The following is a 23,629-nucleotide window of genomic DNA, read 5'->3' on the forward strand; positions in this document are numbered from 1 at the left end:
CCCCGCCCCCCCGCCCCCCCCCCCCCCCACGGTTTTACCGCTTCATCACAAAGTTGGTCAGCAGCACGCCGCGGCGCTCCACCTGCTGCTCCTTCACCACCCGCCAGCCTCTTTGCTCAAAAAAGGGCCGGGCGGTGAGGGAAGCGTGGGTCAATTGGGCTTCGGGCAGGGCATCGCACAGGGCGGTGGCTACTCCTCTCCCCTGCCAGTCCTTGTGAACATACAGCCGATCCAGGTAACCGTCGTCCGCCAGGTCGGCAAAGCCCACGATGCTCCCCTCCGCCTCCGCCACCAGAGTAGTGTGAGCCAGGAAGGAGGCATCCCAGGCGGCCAGATCCACCTGTCCGTCGGCCCAGGCATCCAACTGTTCGGGCGTATAGTCCCGGGCATTGACGGTGTGGACGGTGTCATAAAACAGCGCGGCCAGGGCGGGGCAGTCCTCAGAGCGATAGAGACGCAGGGTCATAGCTTCCGCCTCCCCCGCAGGTGCTTTCCCTTATTGATCAGGGAACTACCCAGCTCAAAGAGGTTGAGCATCAGCTTGAATACCGAGTAGGACAGACCCAGGAAGACCAGCAATACCAGGAAGGGCTGGATTTCCAAAGGGCTGAGGCCGAAATTCTGGCCAAAGAAGATGATCGTCACCGCCGAGGAGCCCGCCATGGCCCCCCACAGCACCCGCCGCTTCCAGTCAAAGGGCTTGCACACCTGATAGAGCACCAGGATACCCACCACGATCAGCAGAATGGCGGAGATGGTAGACAGCTCGTCGGTGGTGAAGCCGAAGGCCAGGTAGAAGGCCTCCGCCCCCAGCACCACAATGAGGTCGGTAAGGCCGCCGGGCAGGGCGGAGCGGAACACGTTGCCCAGGAATTTGCCCTTTACCAGGCTGTGGTTGGGCTCCAGGGCCAGGAAGAAGGAGGGCACGCCGATAGTGACGGCACTGAGCAGGGAGAGCTGCAGAGGAGTCACCGGATAGGGCACCGTGGCAAACAGAGAGATAATGGACAGGCAGAAGGAAAAAATATTCTTTACCAGGTAGAGGGCGGCGGCCCGCTGGATGTTGTTGATGACCCGCCGGCCCTCGGCCACCACCTTGGGCATGGCGGAGAAGTCGGAGTTGAGGAGCACCAGCTGGGCGGCGTGGCAGGCGGCATCGGCACCGGAGGCCATAGCGATGCCGCAGTCGGCATCCTTCAAGGCCAGCACATCGTTGACACCGTCGCCCGTCATGGCCACGGTGTGGCCTTCCTTCTGGAGGGCACGGACCAGCTTGCGCTTCTGGTTGGGGGTCACCCGGCCGAAGACGGTATACTGGCGTACCGCCCGCTCGATGGCGGCGTCCGACTGAAGGGTGGCGGCATCCACGTACTTGTCCGCCCCCTCGATGCCCGCCTGGCGGGCCACCTCGGCCACCGTCACCGGGTTATCGCCGGAGATGACCTTCACCGCCACACCCTGCTCAGCAAAGTAGCGGAAGGTCTTGGGGGCTGCGGGACGCACCCGGTTGGCCAGCATGGTCAGGGCCATGGGGGACACCCGTCGTGGGTCCAGGCCCCGCTGCTGATCGGGCACGCCGTCGTACTCCGCCACCAGCAGCACCCGGTAACCCTTGGCAGACCAGGGCTCTACCTGCTCCTTCAGGTCGGAATACCGCTGGCCCATAATGAACTCGGGGGCACCCACCACATAGGAGCCATGGCCGGGGAAAACGGCGGCGCTCCACTTGGCTGCCGAGGTGAAAGGAATGGTTTGTGAGGCGTGCCACGCGGAATTGCCGTGGAATTTCTTCTGCATAGCCCGGCCGGTGTCGTTGTCCGCCTCCATTACCTTATAAAAAGCGTTGAGGGTCTCGGTGACCACCGTCTCGGCGTACTTCTCCTCGTCCAGGTACACCACCTCCCCCACCTCCATCTGGGGTTCGGTGATGGTGCCTGTCTTGTCCACGCACAGCACGTCCACACGGGCCAGGGTCTCAATACAGTTCATATCCTGGGCCAGAACCTTACCCTGGGCCAGGCGGATCATGCTCACCGCCAGAGCCACGCTGGTCAGCAGGTACAGGCCCTCAGGGATCATACCGATAAGGGCCGCCACCACGGACACCACCGCCTCCTGGGCGGTACGTTCCAGGAAAAAGTACTCCTTTACAAACAGAGCCACGCCGATGGGCACCAGCAGGATACCGATGATGCGGATGAGCTTGTCCAGGGAGGACATCATCTCACTCTTGCCTACGGTGACATCCTTTTTGGCCTCCAGCGTCAGCTTGGCGGCATAGGAATCGGCGCCCACCCGGTCCAGCCGGGCCCGGCACCGGCCGGCCACCACGAAGGAACCGGAGAGCAGCTCGTCGCCGGGATTTTTTACGATTGCATCGGCCTCGCCGGTGATCAGAGCCTCATTCACCTGCACCTGGCCGGAGAGGACGGTGGCGTCGGCGGGGATCTGCTCCCCAGAGGAGAGCTCCGCCACGTCGTCCCGCACCAACTGGGCCGCAGGGACGGACACCACGTTCCCTTCCCGCACCACGTTGGCTCGGGGTGCAGACAGCAGATTCAACTTGTCCACCGTCTGCTTGGATCGCAGCTGCTGGATGATGCCGATGCCGGTATTGGCCAGGGCGATGAGCAGGAACAGCAAGTCGTCAAGGGACCCCACCGCAATGAGCAGGGCCGCCAGTACGATAAAAATGAAGTTGAAGAAGGTGCAGCAGTTTTCCCGCACGATCTGGCCCACCGTCTTGGTGGGGGATTCCACCGGGTCGTTGGCCCAGCCGTGGTGCTGCCGCTCCTTCACCTGGGACAGGTTCAGGCCCTTTTCCGGGTCTGCAGTCACCCGGGGGACCTCCCGCCGGGCCGGTTTTACTGCCTCCGCCGGGGCTTTCCGACGCAATTGTTTCTTTGCCATGCTCCCGCCTCTGCTTTTTTGTGGTCTTTTGTAGGCATTATACTGGATTTGCTTCCGCCGGACAAGGGCGGCAGGCAAATCTTAACTGTTTCCTCACAATTTTTTCGTATTTTATTCGTTTTCAAGGGAACCGCTTTCCCGGTCTGTCCGGGCACGTCCTCCGCTATACTGGATAGAAAGGAGGGTCGCCTATGGAGTGGAACATGGACCGAAAGCAGGCCGCCGGCCGGCTGATGCTGTGCGGAGGCCTGGCTGCGGTGCTCTGCGGGGCGGCTGTCAAGCTGCCTGCTCTGGAGGAGCATCGCCCCTGGCTGGAGGAGCACAAGCTGGAAGTGGGGGCGGTAACGGCGGCGGCGCTGTTTGGCCTGTCCCTGCTGGTTTTTCCTCTGCCAGAGGAATGCGAAGAGGAGGAACCGGACCCCTGTGACGGATACTGCCCCGTGGAATAGCCGCAAAAAGGACCCGCCGAAGGGCGGGTCCTTTGTCGTTCAGCGGAACAGGGGCAGCAGGGCCGCGCCGATGATGCCGGCGTCGTTGCCCAGAGCGGCCCGCACCAGCCGGGTGCGGTGGACACTGTTGCGGGCGTAGTCCTCCCGGTTCAGGATGTAGCGCACCGGAGCCATCAGGGTCTCCCCCTGAGCGGAAGGTCCGCCGCCGATGCAGAACACTTCCGGCTGGAAGATGTTCACCAGGCTGGCCACGCCGCAGCCCAGGTAGTCCACATACTCGTCGATGACCTTTCCGGCGGCGGCGTCCCCCTGAGCGGCGGCGTCAAAGGGAGTACGGCCGTTGACCTTGTCCAGGCTGCCCGCCAGCTGCCACAGCAGGGAGTCGGGATTTTCCTCCATCACTTCCCGGGTTCGCTTGATGAGGGCGGTGGCGGAGCAGTAGGCCTCGAAGCAACCCTTCCGGCCGCAGGTGCACAGCCGGCCGCCGTGCTCGATCACGAAGTGGCCCACCTCCATACCGGCGTAGTTGAAGCCGGTATACAGCTTGCCACCCAGTACGGCGCCGCCTCCCACGCCGGTACCCAGGGTAATGGCCACCATGGACTGGCTGCCCTTGCCCGCTCCGGCGGCAAATTCGCCCAGGGCGGCGGCGTTGGCGTCGTTCTCCAGATAAATGGGTTTGTTCAGCCGCTCCTCCATCAGGGCTGCCAGGGGCACATCCTCAAAGTCCAAATTGGACCAGAATTTGATCAGGCCGTGCTGGGGCTCGATGGTGCCGGGGGAGCCAATGCCCACCGACCGGATCTCCTCCATCCCGATCCCCGCCTGTTCCGCCGCGGCCCGGGCGGCGGCGGCCATTTGGTCGGCCACAGCCTCAGGACCCGTCCGGGGGGTAGGCAGGCTGACCTTGCCCAGGATGGTCCCGTCCTGATCCACAACGGCGGCGGCCACGTTGGTGCCGCCCAGATCAATGCCAAGATAGTGCATACTCCAGCCTCCTCGTTTCTTCTGCTGACATTATAAGACACCTCCGCCCCCAGTACAAGCAAAAAACGCCCCGGAGCGAAAACTTCGCTCCGGGGCGGATGATGTCTGAATGCCAGGGCGGGCCGTCAGGTGGTCACGGTCCCCCGGGCCGTCCTAGGGAGCCGGGGAGAGATGGCTACCTGCTTCTTCTGACGGGAACGCAGGTGGACCAGCAGGGTAATACCGCCGCTGATAATCAGGAAGGAATAGAAGCTGATGCCCCGGGACACCAGCACCGCCGGAGTCACCAGGGTGGGGCCGAAGAAAAGGGCCATAGCGGTGACGAAGCCTCCCTCAGAGGCGCCTACCGCCCCGGGCAGAGGCAGATTGGACACCGCCAGGGTCACCAGCGCCTGGGTGCAGATGATGCTCACTGCGCTGCTGCCGGTAAGGCCGAAGGCGTTGTACACCATCACCGGCACAGCAAAGAGGGCGGTAAGCTGGAGGAAGGTGAGCCCCAGCAGCACCGGCACCAGGCCGGGATTGGCTTTGACGCACTCCGCGCCCCGGCGGTACTCCGCCAGCTGACGCTCCAGCTTCTCCTGGGCCGCCTGCTCGTTGCGCACCAGATGCAGCCGTACCAGCAGTCTGAGCACGCCGCCGGTGAGCTTGCGGGCGGCATTGGGCAAAAACATTAGGCAGAGCATACCCGCCGTCAATGCGCCGTTGACCAGTGTACCATAGAGCAGCAGAAGCATAAGCCCATTCCCAAGGTTGGTCACCAGCTTGAAATGGGAGAGCACCACTACCAGAGCGTAACACACCACCGTCACCTGATAGCACACGGCAATGAGCATCATGTTCAGAGCACCATGGGCGGCGGGGATGTTGTCCCGGCTCATATAGTAGACCTGGGCAGGCTGGCCTCCGGTAGAAGAGGGGGTAATGGAGCTTACGTAGAACCCCACAAAGGAGTAACCCAGGCAGCGGCGGTAACTGGCCCTGTGGCCCAGCCGCCCCAGGATGAGGTGGGAACACATAGCCTCGCACCCCACAAAGGCCACCATCAGGCCCAGGCCCAGCAGCAGCCAGCCCGGCTTGACCTGGACCAGGATGCCGGCCAGCTTGTTCAGGGACAGGTCCTTCAGCAGCAAATAGCCGGTGAGGGCCATCAGTGCCAGGATCATCCCGATGCCCAGCAGACTTTTCCGTTTGTTCATCCGACTTTCGCCTCCCGTTCCACGGCCAGCCCGGAGAGGATGCGGTTCAGGCCCTCTTCCTCCAGCCGGGCTTTCATGGCCTGCATCCGGGCGGACATCGCGGCCAATGCCTCGTCATCATAGATCAGGTTCCGGATAGCCGCCAGACAGGCCTCCGGCTCCTTGGACGCCACCCGTCCCATTCCCTTCCGCACCAGGAAACGGGCGTTGTTCTTCTCCTGCTCCAGGAAGGGCTCCCAGGCCAGGATGGGCAGCTCAGAAAAAATACTCTCAAACATGGTAATGCCGCCGGGCTTGGTGAGTACCAGATCGGAGGCGGCCATATACTCGTACACCCGGTCGGTAAAGCCCAGCACCTCAATGTTGGCGTATTTCCCCGCCAGGCGCTCGTATAGCTTCTGATTTCCACCGGTAATAATCGTGGTGTGGACGTTGGGCAGATCGTTGAGCTCCTCATAGAAGGAGTCCTTCCGGGGCATCAGCCCCAGGCCGCCGCCCATGACCAGCAGCCGCCGCTCCTCGCCGCCCCGCCGCCGGGCAGGGTGCTTGAACTCCAGGCGCACCGGGATACCGGTGACGCAGATGATCTCCCGGTCCACGCCCTTGGCCGCCAGCTTCTCCCGGATATCCTCAGAGCCCACCAGATAGCAGTCCGTGCTCTTGTGGATCCACTCGGAGTGGCTGGACAGATCGGTAACACAGGTGATCAGGGGCAGATTGCTCCCTGTCTCTCCCTTCCAGCGGGACATCATCCGGGCGCAGATGGGATGGGTGGCGATGACCGCGTCGGGCCGCCGGTCATCCAGCAGTTCCTCCAGCCGGTCCATCTCCTGCTCCTCAAACAGCTGCCAGTCCGTGGAGGGCAGGTCCTGGGTGATCTTATAGTAAAGGTTGAACAGCCCGCTGCCGCGGGTCACCAGCAGGTTGAACCAGCGGTACATGGCCTCCGAGGTGTTGGGCTTGGTATAGGCGATGAGATCCAGCACCTCTGCCTGGGCGTCGGGGAACGCCCGAAGCAGCTGCTGACGCAGAGACATGGACGCGGACCAGTGGCCCATGCCGAATTTTCCGGTCAAAATCAAGATCTTCACGGGGTTTCCCTCCCTTTCCTAGCTTACAGGTCTAGTATAAAGGAGGTTTCTTTAGAAAACGTTGGGCAGATTCTTAAAAAGAAATTAAGAAAAAGAAACATTTTGCTCACAAAGCATTTCCACGGCCTCCGGCGGGCGCTCCGGAGGCGTGCAGCAGGCCGCTCCCCGCCACCCGGAACCGGCGTAGGCGTGGAAGATCAATCCATCCAGCTCCCCGGTCCCGCCGGGGGCGATCAGAGGAACGGCAATGGTCTTGGGAAGCTGACGCAGGCCCTGACCGGTACACTTGATCCTGGCCTCCTTCAGGGTCCAGATGGTGTACAGGCTTTCCCAGTCGCCCCCCAGCTCCTCATACCAGGCATACTCCGCCGGGGAGCAGATATACCGGACCAGGCCGCTTCGCCGGGGGCGTACTTCCTCGATATCCACCCCCAAAGGGGCGGAACCCGTGCCGCACAGGGCCAGGCCGCCGCTGTGGCTCACGTTGAAATGGAGGTCCGGATGTTGGGGAAAGAAGGGTTTACCCCCCTCCTGCCGTGCCAGTTCCGGCAGCTGAGGCAGACCGTATTCCGCCGCCAGCAGCTTTGCCAGCAGCCCGTATGCCTCTTCCCTTCCCTGCCAGAGCACCATATCCGTCCCCTCCTTTTTCTTCAGCATACCACAGAACCCCTTTGTTGGGTATCCCCTTTGCCTCCGTCTTTTCTTTCAGTTGCTTTTGGGTGGACAGGTGGGGTAAAATGATTCTTGGTCTTAAGGCACTCTTAAAACATTTCCACCTTCGGACTTAAATCTTTTCATCTAAACTGAGACCACAGTATGAGGTGAGGATATGAATACCATTCTGATCTGCGACGACGACAAAGACATCGTATCCGCCCTGGACATCTACCTGTCCAGCGAGGGCTTTGCCACCCTGAAAGCCTATGACGGGCTGGAGTGTCTCCGCCTGGCGGAGAGCAACCCGGTGGATCTGATCCTGCTGGACGTGATGATGCCCGGCCTGGACGGCATCCGCACCACCGCCAAGCTGCGGGAAAGCTGCAACGTGCCTATCATTCTGCTCACCGCCAAAAGCGAGGACGCGGACAAGGTGCTGGGTCTGAACATTGGGGCGGACGATTATATCACCAAACCCTTCAATCCCATTGAGGTCATCGCCCGGGTGAAGAGCCAGCTGCGGCGGTACACCAGTCTGGGCGGCAAGAGCTCCGGCGGCGGGGCGGCAGACCCCACCCTGCTCACCAACGGCGGCATCACCATGGATGACGGAGCCAAGTCGGTGACGGTGGATGGGGAGCCTGTGAGCCTCACTCCGCTGGAGTACAACATTCTTCTGCTGCTGATGAAAAACCAGGGACGGGTGTTTTCTACCAGCCAGATCTATGAACTGGTGTGGAACGACCCCTCTCTGGGCTCGGAGAACACGGTAGCCGTCCACATCCGCCACCTGCGGGAGAAAATAGAGATCGACCCGGCCAACCCCCGATATATTAAGGTGGTGTGGGGCCTGGGCTACAAGATGGAAAAGGCGTAAGGGTCCGCCTGGCGCCGCCTATTGGGGAGGACTGCATATGAGAACTAAATTTGCCGTGAAGCTGGCCACCTTTCTGCTGGCCCTGGCCACCGGCGTGGGGGGCTTCTGGGCCTCCCTGTTCATCCTCTCCCAATGGGATACTCTGTGGACAGGGACAGGCTATTACACCAGCAATTCCTACTATCAGGACCTGAACAACCGCTTTTACCAGGCCAGGGAGCTGGCCCTGCTGCTGCAGCACAAGGAGTGGAACAACGGCACTCTGCCCTACCTGGACCAACAACGGCTGGCCGATCTGGAAGCGCTTTTGGACCCGGAGCAGACCAATTTCCGTTTTGCCATCCGCCGCAACGATACCGGTACCCTGATCTATACCAACGGCGACGCCGACCAGTCTCTGGAAAGTCAGGTCCACACGGTGGAGCGGGAGGCAGTCACTCCTACCCTGGAGACGGAGCCAACAATAAGCAGTGACAGGGTCACTCAGGAGGGAGACGAGCCGCCGGTGCTCCATGTCATCGCAGGCGGCAAGGAGTACACCTATACCCCGGATACCGCCGCGGGTGCCGCCCAATATGGCTACACTTACAGCGGCTATGGGGAATGGAGCTATAATACCGACCAGGACAGCCGAATTCTCCGTTCTGAGCTGGCACTGGAGTTCGGCGTCACCGATCGGCTGACAGCCGAGGATGAGTTTCTGTCCGGCTATCGGGACTACGTAGAATACGCCAGTTATCTGCCCGCCCTGGCTCTGCTGGCCCTGGCTCTGGACACACTGTTTGTGGTAACACTTACCCTTCTGCTCCGCTCCGCCGGGTGGCGGAAGGATGCAGAACGTCCGGTCCGAAGCGGCTTTGACCGCATTCCTCTGGACCTGTTGGCCTTCGGCCTGTTCTGGGCAATCATGCTTCTGCTGGCCGGCGGAGATTCCATGGCCTTTGCCGTCAACCAAAACGGCCTGACCCGGGACCTGGTGGTGGGACTGGCCCTGATCTCCTGCGGCATCGCGCTGTGCCTGCTGTCCTTCCTGCTTACCCTGGCTGTACGCATCAAAACCCACACCGTTCTGTCCTGTACTCTGATTGCCGCCCTGTGCCGGCTTATTGTCCGCCTTATTCGGGCCATGAGCCGGAGCTGGCCCCTCATCTGGCGGGTGGTGCTGGTGTTTCTGCTCTATGTGCTGGGCTCCGTACTCACTTTCTTCACTGTTATCCTGTTTCCCATCTACCAGATCGCGGTGCTGTTTGCTATCTGCCTCTGGGCTATTCAATGGAGCAAGGTACGGGAAGGAACCGGTAAGATCCTGGGCGGCGAGCAGGACTACCAGATCGATACCACCCATATGTACCACGACCTGGCCGGCCACGCTCGGCAGCTCAACGACCTGGGCCAGGCCATTGGCGCGGCGGTGGAGGAGCGCATCCAGAGCGAGCGGTTCAAGGCCGAGCTGATCACCAACGTCTCCCACGATCTAAAGACCCCACTCACCTCTATTATCAACTATGTGGACCTGCTGAAAAAGCAAGGGCTGGACAGTCCGGACGCTCCCGCCTACCTGGAGGTACTGGACCGGAAGAGCCAGCGGCTGAAGAAGCTGACGGAGGATCTTGTTGAGGCATCCAAGGCTTCCACCGGCAGCCTGCCTGTCCACCTGGAGCAGCTGGGCATGGTACAGCTGTTTCAACAGGCGCTGGGAGAATTTGAGGAAAAATTTGAGCAGAGCGGTCTGACTGTGGTACCCAGGTTCCCGCCGGAGGAGCTGTGGATCATGGCTGACGGCCGTCATCTGTGGCGGGTGATGGATAACCTGCTCTCCAACTGCAACAAGTACGCCCAGCAGGGCACCCGCATCTATGTGGACATCTTCCGGCAGGAGGGCCGGGCGGTGCTCACCATCAAAAATGTCTCCCGCCAGCAGCTGAATATCCCCGCTCAGCAGCTGATGGAGCGGTTTGTCCGGGGCGACGAGTCCCGTACCACCGAGGGCTCCGGTCTGGGACTGTCTATTGCCCGCAGCCTCACCGAGCTGCAGGGCGGACAGTTTACCATCGACATTGACGGAGACCTGTTCAAAGCGGCTGTCTCCTTCCCAGAGGCGCCCGCCTTGCCCGTTCCCACAATGCTGAAATAAAAAAGAGCCGTCCCATTCGGGACGGCTCTTTCTTCTGCTGATTAGTCGGTGACGAAGGGCAGCAGCGCGATCTGACGGGCGCGCTTGATGGCCTCGGTCAGCTGACGCTGATGCATAGCGCAGGTGCCGGTGGTGCGGCGGGGCAGGATCTTGCTCCGCTCAGACAGGAACCGGCGCAGCTTGGCGGCATCCTTGTAGTCGATGTGCTCCACCTTATCCACGCAGAAGGTGCAGACCTTGCGGCGCTTCCGGCCGCGGGGACGCTCTCTATCCATAGCCATAACAGGAAAACCTCCTTTTGACGGGCCTGCAGCCCGTTTGTTTTATGAGGGCGGTACGCACCGCCGAAAGTTCAATCAGAAGGGCAGCTCCCCGTCGTCGTCGGAGAGCTCGGCGAACTGATCCCCCGCAGCGGGAGGCGCGTAGGCGCCGCTGGCCGGAGCCGCCGGAGGAGCATATCCGCCGGGAGCTCCATAGCCGCCGGGCGCGGCGTAACCGCCGGCCTCAGCGTCTCGCTTGGAGTCGCCAAAATACACGTTGTCAGCCACCACTTCGGCGCTGGTACGCTTGTTGCCGTCCTTGTCGGTCCAGTCACGCATCTGGAGCCGGCCCTCCACCACGGCCAGCCGGCCCTTGGTGAAGTAACGGGAGACAAACTCCGCCGTCTGGCGCCAGGCCACCACATCGATCCAGTCGGTGGCCTTTTCGCCGGTGGTTCTGTCCTTAAAGTCCCGGTCCACGGCCAGCCGGAAGGAGGCCACAGGGGTCCCCGTCTGGGTGTGGCGGAGCTCGGGATCACGGGCCAGGCGGCCCATGAGAATGATTCGGTTCAGCATAAGCGCTTCCCCTTTCTTACTCGTCCGTGCAGACGATCAGGGAACGCATCACGCCGTCGGTGATCCGCAGGATACGATCCAGCTCGCGGGGGAACTCGGGCTTGGAGCTGAAGGTCATCAGCACATAGTAGCCCTCGGTCATGTCGTTGATGGGATAAGCCAGGTGGCGCTTGCCCCACTCGTTGACCTCAGCCAGAGTGCCGTTCTGCTCCACCAGAGTCTGGAACTTGGACACCATGGCAGCGGTAGCCTCCTCGTTCATGTTGGGATCGAGGATGTAGACCACCTCATAATTTCCGCTGAGTTTTGCCATTTTGTTTGCACCTCCTTATGGACGTATGGCCCCCGCCCTTTGTCGGGGGCAAGGATAGTGCCTGTTTTTGAAACAAGCCCTATTATTATATAAAAATTCTCCAAAAAGTCAAGCCTTTTTCCGCATTTTAAAAAAGAAAAGATTTTTTGAAAAATTTTTGCCCGGTCTGCAATAAACCGGCCCTCCCCCGCATTTTACAGTCAGAACGGAGGGAGCAGCCCCCACGGGGCCCGCCGGTATCATAAATAAACAACAAATCAAATTGCAAAGGAGTTTTTGACATGAAGAAGGGTTTCGGTAAAGGTTTCGCCACTGGTATTCTGGTCACCGCGCTGACGGTTGGTCTGGGCGTGTCCGCCCTGGCCGCCACCCGCACCATCACGGTGGACGACAACATCCGGGTCACCATCAACGGTGCCACGTTCACCCCCAAGAACGAGCAGGGCAAGGAAGTCCCCCTGTTCTCCTACAACGGCACCACCTACGCCCCTGTCCGGGCCATCTGTGAGGCCGCCGGTCTGAAGGTGGACTTCGACTCCGCCAGCTACACCGCCGTGCTCACCACCCAGGATCAGTATATTGCCTCCACTCCCGGCGCCTCCGACTATATCACGGTGGAGAAGGCCAAGCAGATCGCTCTGGATCACGCCGGTGTCAAGGCCTCCGACGCCGTTTTCGTCAAGGCCGGTCTGGACTGGGACGACGGCAAGGTGGAATATGAGGTAGAGTTCTACGCCGGCAACACCGAGTATGACTACGATATTGACGCCGTCAGCGGTGCCATCCGCTCTTACGACCGGGACTGGGATGACTTCTCCCTGAAGAATACCTCCTCCGGCTCCGGCTCTTCCGCTACCACCGACGGCCTGATTTCCGAGGCCAAGGCCAAGGAGATCGCCCTGGCCAAGGCTCCCTCCGGCGCAACGGTGGTCAAGTGCGAGCTGGATCGGGACGACGGGCGCTACGTCTTTGAGGTGGAGATGCGCTCCGGCCGCACCGAGTACGACTGCGAAATCAACGCCGTCACCGGCGTCATCCTGGACTGGGATGTGGACTACGACGACTAATCGCAAACGGCAAGCAAAAGCGGGGCGGCTGCTCTGGCAGCCGGCCCGCTTCCTATTATATATTACGCCAACAGATCGGGCCCGGGCAGGTCCATCTGCCGCTTCCGGGCAGCGGAGAAGGCCAGCTTCTCCGCCAGAGCCTGCCGGTCGCCGGAGGCCAGCACGTCCCGGTAGGACTGGAGGTTGCCCAGCAGCCTGTCCAGCACCGAGAGCAGGGCGGGCCGGTTCAGGGAAAACAGCTGGGTCCACAGGCCCACGTCCAGAGCGGCCACCCGGGTACAGCCCCGGAAGGAAGAGCCCTCGAAGCCCTTGCAGGCAAACAGATCCGGGTCGTCGCACACTGCCACGGCAATGATGTGCATGACCTGGCTGGTATAGGCGATGAGGGCGTCATGATCCTCACCGGTGGTGCGGCACACGTCCTTGCAGCCGATATAGTCTGCCAGCCGCTCCAGCAGGGCGATGTTCTCCGGCTTGCTATCTTTGCGAGGAACCAGCAGGAAGTGGGAGCCCTGAAACATCTCCCCAAAGGCGTGCTCCACGCCGGAAAACTCCGTACCGGCCATGGGGTGGCAGCCAATAAAGTCCACTGTATCAGGCAGCACCGACGCTCCCTCCAGAATGGCGGACTTGACGCCGCACACATCCCACACCAGGGCACCGGGCTTGAAATGGTCCCGGTGGGCCGCCAGGAAATCCAGGATACCCTGGGGATGGAGAGCCAATGCCACCACATCGGCCTGAGGGAGCACCTCCTCCGCCCGCTCGGTCACCCGGTCGCCCACGCCATGTTCGGCGGCGTAACGCAGGGTGGGCTGGGATACATCCACTCCCACGATCTCAAAATCCTCAAAGCCCTTCAGGGCAATGGCCAGGGAACCGCCAATCAGGCCAAGTCCCACGATGACCAGCGTTTTTTTCATATTTTACAGCTCCTTTCCCACACAGGGGGCCAGTACCCGCAGCTTATCCATGAGAGCGGAGAATTGGTCAGGAGTGATGGACTGGGCCCCGTCGCACAGGGCATGGGGCGGATCGTTGTGGACCTCAATGATCAGGCCGTCCGCCCCGGCGGCCACGGCAGCCTGGCTCATGCGCTCCACCATCCATGCCTTGCCGCAGGCGTGGGAGGGATCCACCACCACCGGCAGGTGAGAGAGCTGCTTCACCGCCAGCACTGCCGACAGGTCCAGGGTATTGCGGGTGAAGGTCTCAAAGGTACGGATGCCACGCTCGCACAGGATCACCTTCTCGTTGCCCCCGGCCATGATATACTCGGCAGACATGAGCCACTCCTCAATGGTGGAGCTGAGGCCCCGCTTGAGGAGGATAGGTTTGGTGGTCTTGCCCAGCTGCTTCAAAAGGTCAAAATTCTGCATGTTCCGGGCCCCAACCTGGATCACGTCCACGCACATCTCGAACATCTCCACATTGTCGGTGGACATGATCTCGGTGACGATGGGCAGACCGGTGACCGCCTTGGCCTCCTGGAGCAGGCGGATGCCGTCATTGCCCATGCCCTGGAAGGCGTAGGGGGAGGTACGGGGCTTGAAGGCGCCCCCCCGGAGGGCGGAGGCTCCGGCGGCCTTGACGGCCTGGGCCACCCCCACGATCTGCTCCTCACTCTCCACCGAGCAGGGCCCGGCAATGACCGCCAGCTTCTCGCCCCCAACCAAGATGCCGTTGCCCAGGTCCACCAGGCTGTCGTCCGGGTGGTACTTCCGGTTGGCTTTCTTGTAGGGCTCGGTGACCCGCATCACCCGGTCCACGCCGGGCAGCAGGGACAGCTTTTCCTGGTTGATGCCGGCGGCGTTGCCCTCCGCACCCAGAATAGTGGTCTCGGTGCCTTTGGACACCATCACCTTTACGCCGCCCTCCTCCATGGTGCGGATAGCCTGCTGTAATTGCTCCGGGGTAAAGCCCGGCTTCATAATCACTACCATAATTCTGGTCCTTTCGGTAAAAAACAAAGAACCGCGGCCGCCCCACGGTGCCCGCGGATCCTTCTGCTCCTCTCTCGGAGAATGGTCCCGTCACAGGCCGGTCATGGGCACGCAAAATCGCCGCTGGCAAAATAGCAGCGGTAGTAGCGATACACATAACCGGCAACGTGTTTCACAGGGACACACCCTCCTTTCCTTGTGTGCACTTTAGCACTTTTTGGCGCGAAAGTCAATAGGAAATTTTGCTTGAAATCCTACCACTTTTATGGTATTATAAATTCTATTAAAGCAAGGTAGGGATGTACATGAAAATTTCTACAAAAGGCCGCTATGCTCTGCGTTTGATGCTGGATGTGGCGCTGCACAGCAACGGTGCGGCAGTCCCCCTGCGGGACGTGGCCCAGCGGCAGGAGATTTCTGATAAATACCTGGAGCAGATCGTGACCCAGCTCTCCCGGGCGGGCCTGGTGCGCTCAGTGCGGGGAGCCGGCGGCGGTTATCTGCTGACCCGGGAGCCCTCGGAGTACACCGTGGGTGAGATCCTCCGTACCCTGGAGGGAAACCTGGCTCCGGTGAGCTGCGCCGACAGCGACGATGTGTGCCGGTGCAGCCGCGCCGAGCAGTGCGTGACCGTGGAGATCTGGCGGGATATTCAGGCCGCCGTGTCAAGCGTGGTGGACCACCTGACCCTGGCCGATCTGGTGGAGCGCTATCACCAGAAGTGCCCGGATAAGCAGGAAACCGCCGGCTGACACCGGATGTAAAAGGATCTTTGCGTGACAAATCTGCCGGTCCGGCCTATCCTTGAGGCGAGGTGATAAGGGTATGCGCGACATCGGCAAGAACATCCGATCCCTACGCGAAAAAAAGGGCATGACCCAGGAGGCGCTGGCGGAGGCCCTGTTTGTCACGAGGCAGACGGTATCCAACTACGAGACCGGCCGCAGCCGCCCCGACCTGGATATGCTGGTAAAGATCGCACAGGTGCTGGAGGCCGACGTGAACCAGGTGCTCTACGGCCTGCCGGCAGATCAGGACCGGAGCCAGGAGGCCAGACGGCTGGGGATCGGGTGTCTGATTCTGGCGGCGGTGTTTCTGCTGCTGACTCTTCCCGCGCCGCTGCTAAATGAGATGCTGAAGCGGGCCTATGTAGGGGCAACTCTGGTCATGGCGCTGTCTTTTCTGCTGAAGCCTGCCTTATGGCTGGTGCTGGGCTGGTGCGTACTTCAGGGCCTGTGGCTGCTCCGGGTGATCCGTCCCCTGGAAGAGCGGGCGTGGATGACCTGGACACGGCGTGGGGTGCTGCTTCTGCTGGCGGTATATGTGGTGCTGCTTCTTCCCCCGCTGGTGGTGGGACTGATCCAGGTGATCCAGGCCGGTCTGGGTATGCCTTATGAGGCTCTTGCGGAAATTCCTCAGATCCCGGCGTACACACGGCTGATGAATCGGCTGCTGTACTTTACCGTGTTCATCCCTCAGGGATGTGCGCTTATAGGTGCAGCCCTGTGGCTCCTCCGGTTCCCAAAACCATAAAAAAGGGACGCTGCTCTTGCAGCGTCCCTTTTTTGTTTTTATTCGCCCTTGATGCTCTCCGCGATATGAGCGTCGCTGTAACCCATCAGCTTGCCGTAGCGGGTGGCCAGGTCGATCTGGGCAGCCTCGGTATAGGTACCGTCAGCGATCATCTACTTCTCTTCCGCCTTCAGGTCCAGGTACTGCTGGAGCACAGCGTCATCCTGATAGAGGATATAGACCCACTGTCCGTCCATCTCAACCCCTGCAAAGAGCTTGGTGAGCAGAAGGTCCTTGTCGATGTAATACTTCACCCCGTAGCTCTCACACTTTTTGGCCACATAAGGAGTGAGGATGGGCTCGTCCTCCGGGTCAAAGGGATCGCTGAACGCCAGATCCTTGGTACCCGTCATGATCACATCGCAGAACGCACCGATGGTACCGTCAAAGTTCCCCAGCTGGAAGCTGTATTCATCCACCTCAGGAGCGGGAGTCACCTGCTCGTCGGCAGTCTTTTTTCCGATGGAAACACAGGCACCGTCCTGGTACCAGTTGGTGTGGTAGCCCAGGCCCTCCATCAGGGCGCGGACACCTACATAGCGCACGCCGCCGATCTCTTTGACCGGCACCTGGACCGTCTTGTCGTCCAGAGTCACGGAAACCGGATTCTCCCCGGCGACAGTGGCGCCGATGCCGTTGACCATGTCGTTCAGAGGCACATAGATGGTGCCGGGCTCCACCACGATCTCGCTGTTGAAGGTCAGAGGATCGCCCTGCCATACGATGGTGGGATCGGAGGTATCCTTGGCATACACCAGTTCATTGCCCACATAGGTGGCCAGGACCTGGATGTCCTTGATGTCAGCCTCGGGACAGGTCATGTAGTCGCGGTCGATGATGATGAAGTCAGCCAGCTTGATGGCCTCGTACATCTCCTCGTCGGTAAAGCGGTACTCACCCTTGGTTCCCGGCGCATCGCTGTAATCCTCCAGCATGGCGGAGGACCGGGAGCCCAGAGAGCCGTCACCCACGATCTTCACACCCCGCACCAGCATGCGGTTGCCGTACAGCTCCTCTGTGGGCTCATGGGTACGGATATACTCCGCCTCCGCGCTGGTCAGGTCGTTGGTCAGCATGATCATAGGATAGGTGCGCAGCTTCATCTGACCGCTCTCGTACAGTGCCTCAAAGTTCTTCAGGCCCTGCACTGTGGTGCCGGCGTTCACCGCGCTGGTAAAGCCGTAGCTGAACAGATGGTCCTGGGCCAGCAGGAGAGCCTGCTGCTGCTCCTCCACGGTATAGCTGGGCACCAGGTCACGGACCAGGTTGATGGCGGTATCGGTCAGGCAGCCCCATACCTCGCCGTCATCCGTCTTAAGGATCTTGCCGCCCTGGGGATCGGGGGTATCCTTGGTGATGCCCGCCAGCTCCAGAGCCTTGCTGTTGACCCAGCACATGTGGTTGTCCGAGCGGATCAGGATCACCGGGTTGTCGGGCGCCACGGCGTCCAGCTCCTCCTTGGTGGGGTAGCCCGGGGTCTCCCACAGAGTATCCAGCCAGCCGGAGCCCTGGATCCATGTGCCCGGTTCAGCCTTCTCCGCCTCCTGGCGAACCAGTTCCAGGATGGCTTCCTTGCTCTTCCAATAGGCGTCGATCTTCATCTGATTTTCGCCCAGATTGTTGATGTGCATGTGTCCTTCGATCAGACCGGGAAGCACGGTCTTTCCATTAAGATCTGTAACCTCAGTGCCTGCGCCCACATAGGCCTCCGCACCAGCCTGGTCACCCACATACAGGATTCGGTCATCCTTCACTGCCATTGCAGTGGCGGTGGAGAAATCTTCATCCACGGTATAGATATTGCCATTGATGTAGACGCTGTCGGCCACCTCTCCCGACCCGGCCGCCAGTGCGGGCACCATTCCCGCCAGTATGGACAGGCTCAATCCCACCGCACACAGTTTGCGCAAAGTGTTTCCTTTCATTTACAGTATTCCTCCCTTTCTAATTTTTGAGACGATCTTTGCAGCGCATCAGGCAGGTATCTGTACATATTTTATAAAAGTTTCTCTTTTCTTTCTGTTAAGTACTTCACATCTTGCCTAAATTCTGCAAGAATAGGGAGGCCGGCAGATTCTCCGGACCGGCAAACGGCAATGGGAGAGGAGAGAGCTCCATTGGGAACTGAAACGCCCTGGGAAAAGAGATGGATACCCCAGCGCCTCCCCTCATTGGGAAACCAGCGGTGGGATACCGTGTGGGACGGACTGACAGAGGGCTTTGAGCGGGAGACCGCACCGGCAGGGACGGCACTCTATCAGCAGGGCGACCCTGCCAGCGAGGTGATCTTCCTCCACACTGGACAGGTCCGGATAGAATGTGTCCACAGCAACGGAAAAAAGCGGGTGCTCTGCCTGCTCTTTGACGGGATCCCTGTGGGAGAAGAGGAATGCCTGTTCGGCGGACCTCGGGAATACCGGGCCGTCGCGGTTACGGAGTGTCAGTTCTCCCGCATCCCGGCGGAGGTATTCAAGGACCGGGCAGAGGCCTCCCCCGCCTTGGCGCTGAAGCTGTTTCAGATCTCCGCCCGAAAGTGGCAAATGCTCAGCCGCACCGTGGTCCGGGACAGCTTTTTGGACGCGCGGGGACGGGTGATCCAGTTTCTGCTCTCCATATCGGGGCCATATGGCGTGAAAGAGGCGGCGGGTATTCGCTTCACCATCCGGCTGACTCACCAGGAAGTCGCGGACTTTCTGGGGCTTTCCCGGGTGGTAGTGTCCCAATGCTTTCAGAGTCTGATACGGGACGGGCTGCTGAAAAAGGCCCACCAATATTATTTGATTCCGGACCGTGCATCGCTTGAGGCGCAGCTTTACCTATAAAAATACGGCTCCGGCCGCGGGCAGGATACCCGCAGCCGGAGCCGTACTGTTTTTGTCTATATTTCCCTGTCAGTCAAACACCCCGGTGGAGAGATAGCGCTCTCCGGTGTCGGGCAGGACCGCTACAATGGTCTTGTCCCGGAAGGCAGGGTCCTTAGCCAGCTCCAGGGCCGCCCAATAGGCCGCGCCGGAGGAGATCCCAGCCAGCACACCCTTGCCCCGGGCCAGTTCTTTTGCGGTATCCATAGCCGCCTGGCCAGGGACGGGAAGCACCTTGTCCACCACGCTCACATCCAGAGTGCCGGGGACAAAGCCGGCGCCGATGCCCTGAATCTTGTGGGGGCCCGGCTTGCCGCCGGAGAGGACGGGGGATTCAGCGGGCTCCACCGCCACCACGGTAATGTTGGGATTCTGCTCCTTTAAATAGCGGCCCGCACCGGTGATGGTGCCGCCGGAGCCTACCCCGGCCACCAGTACATCCACCTTGCCCTCGGTGTCCCGCCAGATCTCGGGACCGGTGGCCTCATAGTGGGCCCGGGCATTGGCCGGGTTGTTGAACTGGTCGGGCATCCAGGCGCCTGGCACGGTGTCCAGCAGCTCCTTAGCCTTGGCGATGGCGCCGCCCATGCCCTTGGCACCCTCGGTGAGTACCAGTTCCGCCCCCAGTGCGGCCAGCAGGCTGCGCCGCTCCTGGCTCATGGTCTCAGGCATGGTAAGCACAACCTTATATCCCCGCTGGCGGCCGATATAGGCCAGCGCTACGCCGGTGTTGCCGCTGGTGGGCTCCACGATGGTGGCCCCGGGCTTCAGCAGCCCCTTCTCTTCGGCGTCCAGAATCATATACAGCCCCGCCCGGTCCTTGGCGGAGGACAGGGGATTGAAGCTCTCCAGCTTGCCCAGCACCGCTCCGCTGCCGTTGTCCGCCAGCTTGAGCAGGGGGGTATTGCCGATCAGCTGTGCAATGGAATCCGCGATCTTCATAGGAAAGTTCCTCCCATAGTTTTTCTCCAGTATAACACGAAATTCCTATCAAATCAATAGGAATTTTAAAAAGACACAAGGCCCGCCGTTTGGCGGGCCTTGCTGTGATTAAAACATGGGGACAACAGCGCCCTCGTAGGTCTCCTCCATGAAGGTCTTGACCTCGTCGCTCTGCAGGGCGTCAACCAGAGCCTGGATGGCAGGATCGTTCTCATGGCCCTCCTTGACGGCCAGGACGTTGACGTAGGCCTGAGCGGCTTCGCCCTCAGCGGACTCCACGGCCAGGGCATCGGCCATCTTCAGGCCGGCGTCAATGGCGTAGTTGCCGTTGATGACGGCCAGGTCCACATCGGCCAGGCGGGAGGTGATCTGAGCGGCTTCCAGCTCCACGATCTCCAGGTTCTTGGGGTTCTCAGCGATGTCAGCCTTGGTGGCAGTGATGCCGGCACCCTCCTTCAGGGTGATGAGGCCCTCCTGCTGGAGCAGGAGCAGAGCCCGGGCTTCGTTGGTGGTGTCGTTGGGCACGGCGATCTGAGCGCCGTCGGGCAGCTCTTCCAGAGAGGTGGTCTTACCGGCGTACAGGCCCAGAGGCTCGTAGTGGATGCCAGCGGCGCTCACCAGGTGGGTGCCGTCGCTCTCGTTGAACTGGTTCATGTAGGTGATGTGCTGGAAGTAGTTGGCGTCCAGCTCCTCATTCTCCACGGCCAGGTTGGGCTGGATGTAGTCGTTGAACTCCACGATCTCCAGGGTGATGCCCTGCTCAGCCAGGATGTCCTTCACGACCTCCAGGATCTCAGCGTGGGGAGCGGGAGTGGCGCCCACCTTCAGGACGGTGCCCTCCAGGGTGCTGCCGGTCTCGGAAGGAGCCTGGGAGCCGCCGGGGGCGGGGGTGTTGGTGGAGCCGGTGCCGGAGCCGCAGCCGGCCAGCAGGCCGAAGGTCAGGGCGCCGGTGAGGAGCAGAGAGACGAGCTTTTTCATGATTCATTTCTCCTTTTCACGGTGTTGTTACCCAAAATCCGAGCACAAAAAAACGCCCTTGAACTAATTCAAGGACGAGAGCTTTCGCTTCGTGGTACCACCTTGCTTCACCCATGCCTCACGGCAAGGGCCTTATGGAGTACAGTCATACTCCTGCGCGTTCACGGGCGCGCCCGTCGCAGCCTATACCTTGCGGTAGTCGGTGCGCCGCTCCAAGACCATCTTCACCAAAGCCTTCCGTACCCGTTCCCACCATACCGGGCTCTCTGTGCCGTATCTCAATGGCTACTCTTCTCTTCCTCGCGTTTGAGGGGCGTTATTCAGTTCCCTTTTGGGTTGCACTTAGTATATTCCAGTGGACCCCGCTCCGTCAAGCCGCCATTTTACACAAAAGAGCCGGGGTGCGCATCCTTTTTTTGCACACCCCGGCCAATTTTTCTATTTTATTGGATGCCGGACTTTTCCGGTTTGTGATCCCGGAGCTTCTTTTTCCGGTCTGTATCCCGCAGCCGCTTATCAAAGCGCACGGCAGCCCGGGAGCCGATGGACTGGAAGATCTGCACCAGGATTACCAGCACCACCACAGACACCCACAGGATGATCTTCATCCGGCGCTGGTAGCCCAGCATCAGGGACATAGAGCCCAAGCCGCCGCCGCCGATGGCGCCAGCCATGGCACCGTAGCTGAGGATGGTAATGAAGGCGGTGGTAAAGCCGGAGATCAGGGACGGGCGGCTCTCGGGGATCATCACCTTGGTGATGACCTGGAGGGGAGAACAGCCCATGGACAGAGCGGCCTCTACCACACCGCTGTCCACCTCACGCAAAGAGGCCTCCACCAAACGGGCCACAAAGGGGAAGGCGGCCACGATCAGGGGCACGATGGTGGCGGTGGTACCGATGGAGGTTCCCACAAAGAACCGGGAGACAGGAATGACCACCACCATCAGGATCAGGAAGGGCACCGACCGGAGAATGTTGATGACGAAGTTGAGCACTGTCATCACCGGCCGGGGAAGAGGCAGCACGCCTCCCGGCTCTCCCACTACCGTGATAACGCCCAGGGGCAGGCCGATGACATAGGAAAAGAAGGTGGCGATCACCGTTACGTACATGGTCTCCCAGATGGCAAAGAGCAGACCGTTCTTGCTCAGCTCCAACAGCCGGAGGACCTCTTCATTTTGCAGCAGTTCAGCCATGGTAATCGGGCACCTCCTCTACGGTGACGTCTTTCTGGGCTTTCAGATAGTTCATAGCCTTGGCGGCCTCGCTCTTGTCCTCAGGCAGGCCCAGCAGCATGGAGCCAAAAGCCTTGCCGTTGACATTGCGGGTATCGGCGCCCAGAATGTTCACCTTCACGCCGCAGTCGATGGCCAGGGAGGCGATGAGAGGCTCGTAGGAGGAGCCGCCGTTGAACACCACCCGCACCACGCTGGCCACCGGGAACTGATCGATGTGGGCTCCCTCAGGGAACACCAGCTTGCGGCCGGCCTCGGTCTTGGGATTGGAGAAGACCTCCTCCACCGTGCCGGTCTCCACCATATTGCCGTGCTCCAGGATAGCAACATGGGTGCAGATCTCCTCCACCACTGCCATCTCATGGGTGATGATGATGGCGGTAATGCCCATGCGCTTGTTGATATCCTGGATCAGCTTCAGAATGGCCCGGGTGGTAGTGGGGTCCAGAGCGGAGGTGGCCTCGTCACACAGCAGGACCTTGGGGTTAGATGCCAGGGCCCGGGCGATGGCAATCCGCTGCTTCTGGCCGCCGGAGAGCTGGGCGGGATAGGCGTTGGCCTTATCGGGCAGACCCACGATGTCCAGATACTCCAGGGCACGCTTTTTGGCCTCCGCCGCCGGCACACCGGCAATCTCCATGGGGAAGCAGATGTTTTTCAGGCAGGTGCGCTGCATGAGCAGGTTGAACTGCTGAAAGATCATAGCGATGGACCGGCGTGCCTGCCGCAGCCTGGCGGGAGAAAAGGTCATCAGGTCCTCCCCGTCCATCAGCACCTGACCGGAGGTGGGCCGCTCCAGCAGATTGATGCAGCGGACCAGGGTGGACTTACCCGCGCCGCTCATGCCCACGATGCCGAAGATATCCCCATCCCGGATGGTCAGGCTCACATCCTTCAGGGCCTGAAAATCCCCCTCGGATGTGGGAAAGATTTTCGATACCTGTTTTAGTTCGATCACAGAACCGTACCCCTCTAACTGTAAAAATAGTCTGGAAACCGCCCGATTGAGACCAAAAGGGCGGATTTTCGCGCATATGATATTCTATGCCAACCCTGTCCCGCTGTCAAGGAAAAAAGCCCCCGGCGGGCCGAATGGTCCGCCGGGGGCTTTCAATCAATGTCCGCAGGAACAGCAGCTGCCGTGCTCCTCGTCCTCACAGGGCAGCTTCAGGTTCTCCGGCACCTCTTTTCCCTGCCGCTTGTAGTAGTCGGCCAGAGCGGCCTTGATGGCCTCCTCCGCCAGCACGGAGCAGTGCATCTTGTAGCCGGGCAGCCCGTCCAGAGCCTCAGCCACCGCCGCGTTGGTTAGGTTCATGGCCTCCCCGATGGTCTTGCCCTTGATCATCTCGGTAGCCATGGAGGAGGTGGCAATGGCCGAACCGCAGCCAAAGGTCTTGAACTTCACGTCGGTGATCACGTCGCCGTCGATCTTCAGGTACATCTTCATAATGTCCCCGCACTTGGGGTTGCCCACCTGACCCACTCCGTCAGCGTCAGCAATCTCACCCACATTCCGGGGGTGCTCAAAGTGATCCATTACCTTATCCGAATACAACATGTAATATTCTCCTTCCA

At 60.7% G+C, this 23,629-nt stretch carries 24 protein-coding genes; 7 read left to right on the forward strand and 17 right to left on the reverse strand.

What is annotated here, in order from left to right:
• Window positions 1-34: 34 nt before the first annotated feature.
• Together ACTNB1_RS12540 and ACTNB1_RS12545 are read right to left on the reverse strand one after the other, a co-directional pair.
• The gene (locus tag ACTNB1_RS12540) at window positions 35-466 is read right to left on the reverse strand and encodes a GNAT family N-acetyltransferase (protein ID WP_441169891.1); all 432 of its coding nucleotides are present in this window, start codon (window positions 464-466) and stop codon (window positions 35-37) included.
• Complete coding sequence (locus ACTNB1_RS12545; RefSeq protein ID WP_441169892.1) at window positions 463-2,910, reverse strand: HAD-IC family P-type ATPase; 2,448 nt, start codon at window positions 2,908-2,910, stop codon at window positions 463-465. The genes ACTNB1_RS12540 and ACTNB1_RS12545 overlap by 4 nt, the downstream gene beginning before the upstream one ends.
• A 191-nt stretch (window positions 2,911-3,101) precedes the next feature.
• Here ACTNB1_RS12545 and ACTNB1_RS12550 point away from each other — a divergent pair, with 191 nt between their 5' ends.
• Window positions 3,102-3,359, forward strand: coding sequence for a hypothetical protein (locus ACTNB1_RS12550; protein WP_441169893.1), 258 nt, complete (start codon window positions 3,102-3,104; stop codon window positions 3,357-3,359).
• Between the two features lie 39 nt (window positions 3,360-3,398).
• Here the strand turns inward: ACTNB1_RS12550 and ACTNB1_RS12555 are convergent, their stop codons facing one another.
• From ACTNB1_RS12555 to ACTNB1_RS12570, 4 genes are all read right to left on the reverse strand, one after another.
• Window positions 3,399-4,346: an ROK family protein gene (locus ACTNB1_RS12555; RefSeq protein WP_441169894.1), complete on the reverse strand. Its 948-nt coding sequence runs from the start codon at window positions 4,344-4,346 to the stop codon at window positions 3,399-3,401.
• A gap of 125 nt (window positions 4,347-4,471) precedes the next feature.
• Window positions 4,472-5,545: a lysylphosphatidylglycerol synthase transmembrane domain-containing protein gene (locus ACTNB1_RS12560; RefSeq protein ID WP_441169895.1), complete on the reverse strand. Its 1,074-nt coding sequence runs from the start codon at window positions 5,543-5,545 to the stop codon at window positions 4,472-4,474.
• Window positions 5,542-6,636, reverse strand: a complete 1,095-nt coding sequence (locus ACTNB1_RS12565) for an MGDG synthase family glycosyltransferase (RefSeq protein ID WP_441169896.1) — start codon at window positions 6,634-6,636, stop codon at window positions 5,542-5,544. Before ACTNB1_RS12565 ends, ACTNB1_RS12560 begins: the two co-directional genes overlap by 4 nt.
• Window positions 6,637-6,720: 84 nt before the next feature.
• A complete protein-coding gene (locus ACTNB1_RS12570; protein WP_441169898.1) occupies window positions 6,721-7,293 on the reverse strand; it encodes a 4'-phosphopantetheinyl transferase family protein in 573 nt (190 codons plus the stop codon).
• A 172-nt stretch (window positions 7,294-7,465) separates the two neighbouring features.
• Between ACTNB1_RS12570 and ACTNB1_RS12575 the strand changes: the two genes are divergently transcribed.
• The gene (locus ACTNB1_RS12575; protein WP_441169899.1) at window positions 7,466-8,170 is read left to right on the forward strand and encodes a response regulator transcription factor; all 705 of its coding nucleotides are present in this window, start codon (window positions 7,466-7,468) and stop codon (window positions 8,168-8,170) included.
• Window positions 8,171-8,207: 37 nt separating this feature from the next.
• The gene (locus tag ACTNB1_RS12580; RefSeq protein ID WP_441169901.1) at window positions 8,208-10,304 is read left to right on the forward strand and encodes a sensor histidine kinase; all 2,097 of its coding nucleotides are present in this window, start codon (window positions 8,208-8,210) and stop codon (window positions 10,302-10,304) included.
• Window positions 10,305-10,345: 41 nt separating this feature from the next.
• On the opposite strand, the gene rpsR is transcribed toward ACTNB1_RS12580, so the two are convergent.
• The 3 genes from rpsR to rpsF all read right to left on the reverse strand — a co-directional run bounded on the left by rpsR (window position 10,346) and on the right by rpsF (window position 11,453).
• A complete protein-coding gene (gene rpsR / locus ACTNB1_RS12585) occupies window positions 10,346-10,585 on the reverse strand; it encodes a 30S ribosomal protein S18 (RefSeq protein ID WP_087238992.1) in 240 nt (79 codons plus the stop codon).
• Between the two features lie 75 nt (window positions 10,586-10,660).
• The gene (locus ACTNB1_RS12590) at window positions 10,661-11,140 is read right to left on the reverse strand and encodes a single-stranded DNA-binding protein (protein ID WP_441169903.1); all 480 of its coding nucleotides are present in this window, start codon (window positions 11,138-11,140) and stop codon (window positions 10,661-10,663) included.
• A 16-nt stretch (window positions 11,141-11,156) separates the two neighbouring features.
• On the reverse strand, window positions 11,157-11,453 hold the full coding sequence (gene rpsF / locus ACTNB1_RS12595; RefSeq protein ID WP_441169904.1) for a 30S ribosomal protein S6: 297 nt from the start codon (window positions 11,451-11,453) through the stop codon (window positions 11,157-11,159).
• 281 nt (window positions 11,454-11,734) lie between these two features.
• Between rpsF and ACTNB1_RS12600 the strand changes: the two genes are divergently transcribed.
• Window positions 11,735-12,520, forward strand: a complete 786-nt coding sequence (locus ACTNB1_RS12600) for a PepSY domain-containing protein (protein ID WP_441169905.1) — start codon at window positions 11,735-11,737, stop codon at window positions 12,518-12,520.
• A gap of 62 nt (window positions 12,521-12,582) precedes the next feature.
• Here ACTNB1_RS12600 and ACTNB1_RS12605 read toward each other — a convergent pair whose 3' ends face one another.
• Both ACTNB1_RS12605 and aroF read right to left on the reverse strand, forming a co-directional pair.
• Window positions 12,583-13,443 (reverse strand): prephenate dehydrogenase, encoded by an 861-nt coding sequence (locus ACTNB1_RS12605; protein WP_441169907.1) that lies wholly within the window; start codon window positions 13,441-13,443, stop codon window positions 12,583-12,585.
• A gap of 3 nt (window positions 13,444-13,446) precedes the next feature.
• Window positions 13,447-14,463 (reverse strand): 3-deoxy-7-phosphoheptulonate synthase, encoded by a 1,017-nt coding sequence (gene aroF, locus ACTNB1_RS12610; protein ID WP_441169909.1) that lies wholly within the window; start codon window positions 14,461-14,463, stop codon window positions 13,447-13,449.
• Between the two features lie 305 nt (window positions 14,464-14,768).
• On the opposite strand from aroF, the gene ACTNB1_RS12615 reads away from it, so the two are divergent.
• The gene (locus tag ACTNB1_RS12615) at window positions 14,769-15,215 is read left to right on the forward strand and encodes an RrF2 family transcriptional regulator (protein ID WP_441169910.1); all 447 of its coding nucleotides are present in this window, start codon (window positions 14,769-14,771) and stop codon (window positions 15,213-15,215) included.
• Window positions 15,216-15,288: 73 nt separating this feature from the next.
• Window positions 15,289-15,996, forward strand: a complete 708-nt coding sequence (locus ACTNB1_RS12620; RefSeq protein ID WP_441169912.1) for a helix-turn-helix domain-containing protein — start codon at window positions 15,289-15,291, stop codon at window positions 15,994-15,996.
• 152 nt (window positions 15,997-16,148) lie between these two features.
• Here ACTNB1_RS12620 and ACTNB1_RS12625 read toward each other — a convergent pair whose 3' ends face one another.
• Window positions 16,149-17,960 (reverse strand): amidohydrolase family protein, encoded by a 1,812-nt coding sequence (locus tag ACTNB1_RS12625; protein WP_441169914.1) that lies wholly within the window; start codon window positions 17,958-17,960, stop codon window positions 16,149-16,151.
• Between the two features lie 192 nt (window positions 17,961-18,152).
• Here ACTNB1_RS12625 and ACTNB1_RS12630 point away from each other — a divergent pair, with 192 nt between their 5' ends.
• Window positions 18,153-18,857 carry a Crp/Fnr family transcriptional regulator gene (locus ACTNB1_RS12630; RefSeq protein ID WP_441169916.1) on the forward strand — a complete coding sequence of 235 codons (705 nt, stop codon included), beginning with the start codon at window positions 18,153-18,155 and terminating at the stop codon, window positions 18,855-18,857.
• A gap of 69 nt (window positions 18,858-18,926) precedes the next feature.
• On the opposite strand, the gene cysK is transcribed toward ACTNB1_RS12630, so the two are convergent.
• From cysK to nifU, 5 genes are all read right to left on the reverse strand, one after another.
• The gene (gene cysK / locus ACTNB1_RS12635) at window positions 18,927-19,838 is read right to left on the reverse strand and encodes a cysteine synthase A (RefSeq protein WP_441169918.1); all 912 of its coding nucleotides are present in this window, start codon (window positions 19,836-19,838) and stop codon (window positions 18,927-18,929) included.
• A gap of 108 nt (window positions 19,839-19,946) precedes the next feature.
• On the reverse strand, window positions 19,947-20,816 hold the full coding sequence (locus ACTNB1_RS12640) for a MetQ/NlpA family ABC transporter substrate-binding protein (protein ID WP_441169920.1): 870 nt from the start codon (window positions 20,814-20,816) through the stop codon (window positions 19,947-19,949).
• Window positions 20,817-21,259: 443 nt separating this feature from the next.
• Complete coding sequence (locus ACTNB1_RS12645; protein WP_441169922.1) at window positions 21,260-22,015, reverse strand: methionine ABC transporter permease; 756 nt, start codon at window positions 22,013-22,015, stop codon at window positions 21,260-21,262.
• Window positions 22,008-23,012, reverse strand: a complete 1,005-nt coding sequence (locus ACTNB1_RS12650; RefSeq protein ID WP_441169924.1) for a methionine ABC transporter ATP-binding protein — start codon at window positions 23,010-23,012, stop codon at window positions 22,008-22,010. The genes ACTNB1_RS12645 and ACTNB1_RS12650 overlap by 8 nt, the downstream gene beginning before the upstream one ends.
• 156 nt (window positions 23,013-23,168) lie before the next feature.
• Window positions 23,169-23,612, reverse strand: a complete 444-nt coding sequence (nifU, locus tag ACTNB1_RS12655) for a Fe-S cluster assembly scaffold protein NifU (protein WP_441169926.1) — start codon at window positions 23,610-23,612, stop codon at window positions 23,169-23,171.
• Between the last annotated feature and the right edge of the window lie 17 nt (window positions 23,613-23,629).

Origin of the sequence: Flavonifractor sp. HCP28S3_F3 (assembly GCF_052065355.1) — a bacterium.
Classification (GTDB): Bacteria; Bacillota; Clostridia; order Oscillospirales; family Oscillospiraceae; genus Flavonifractor.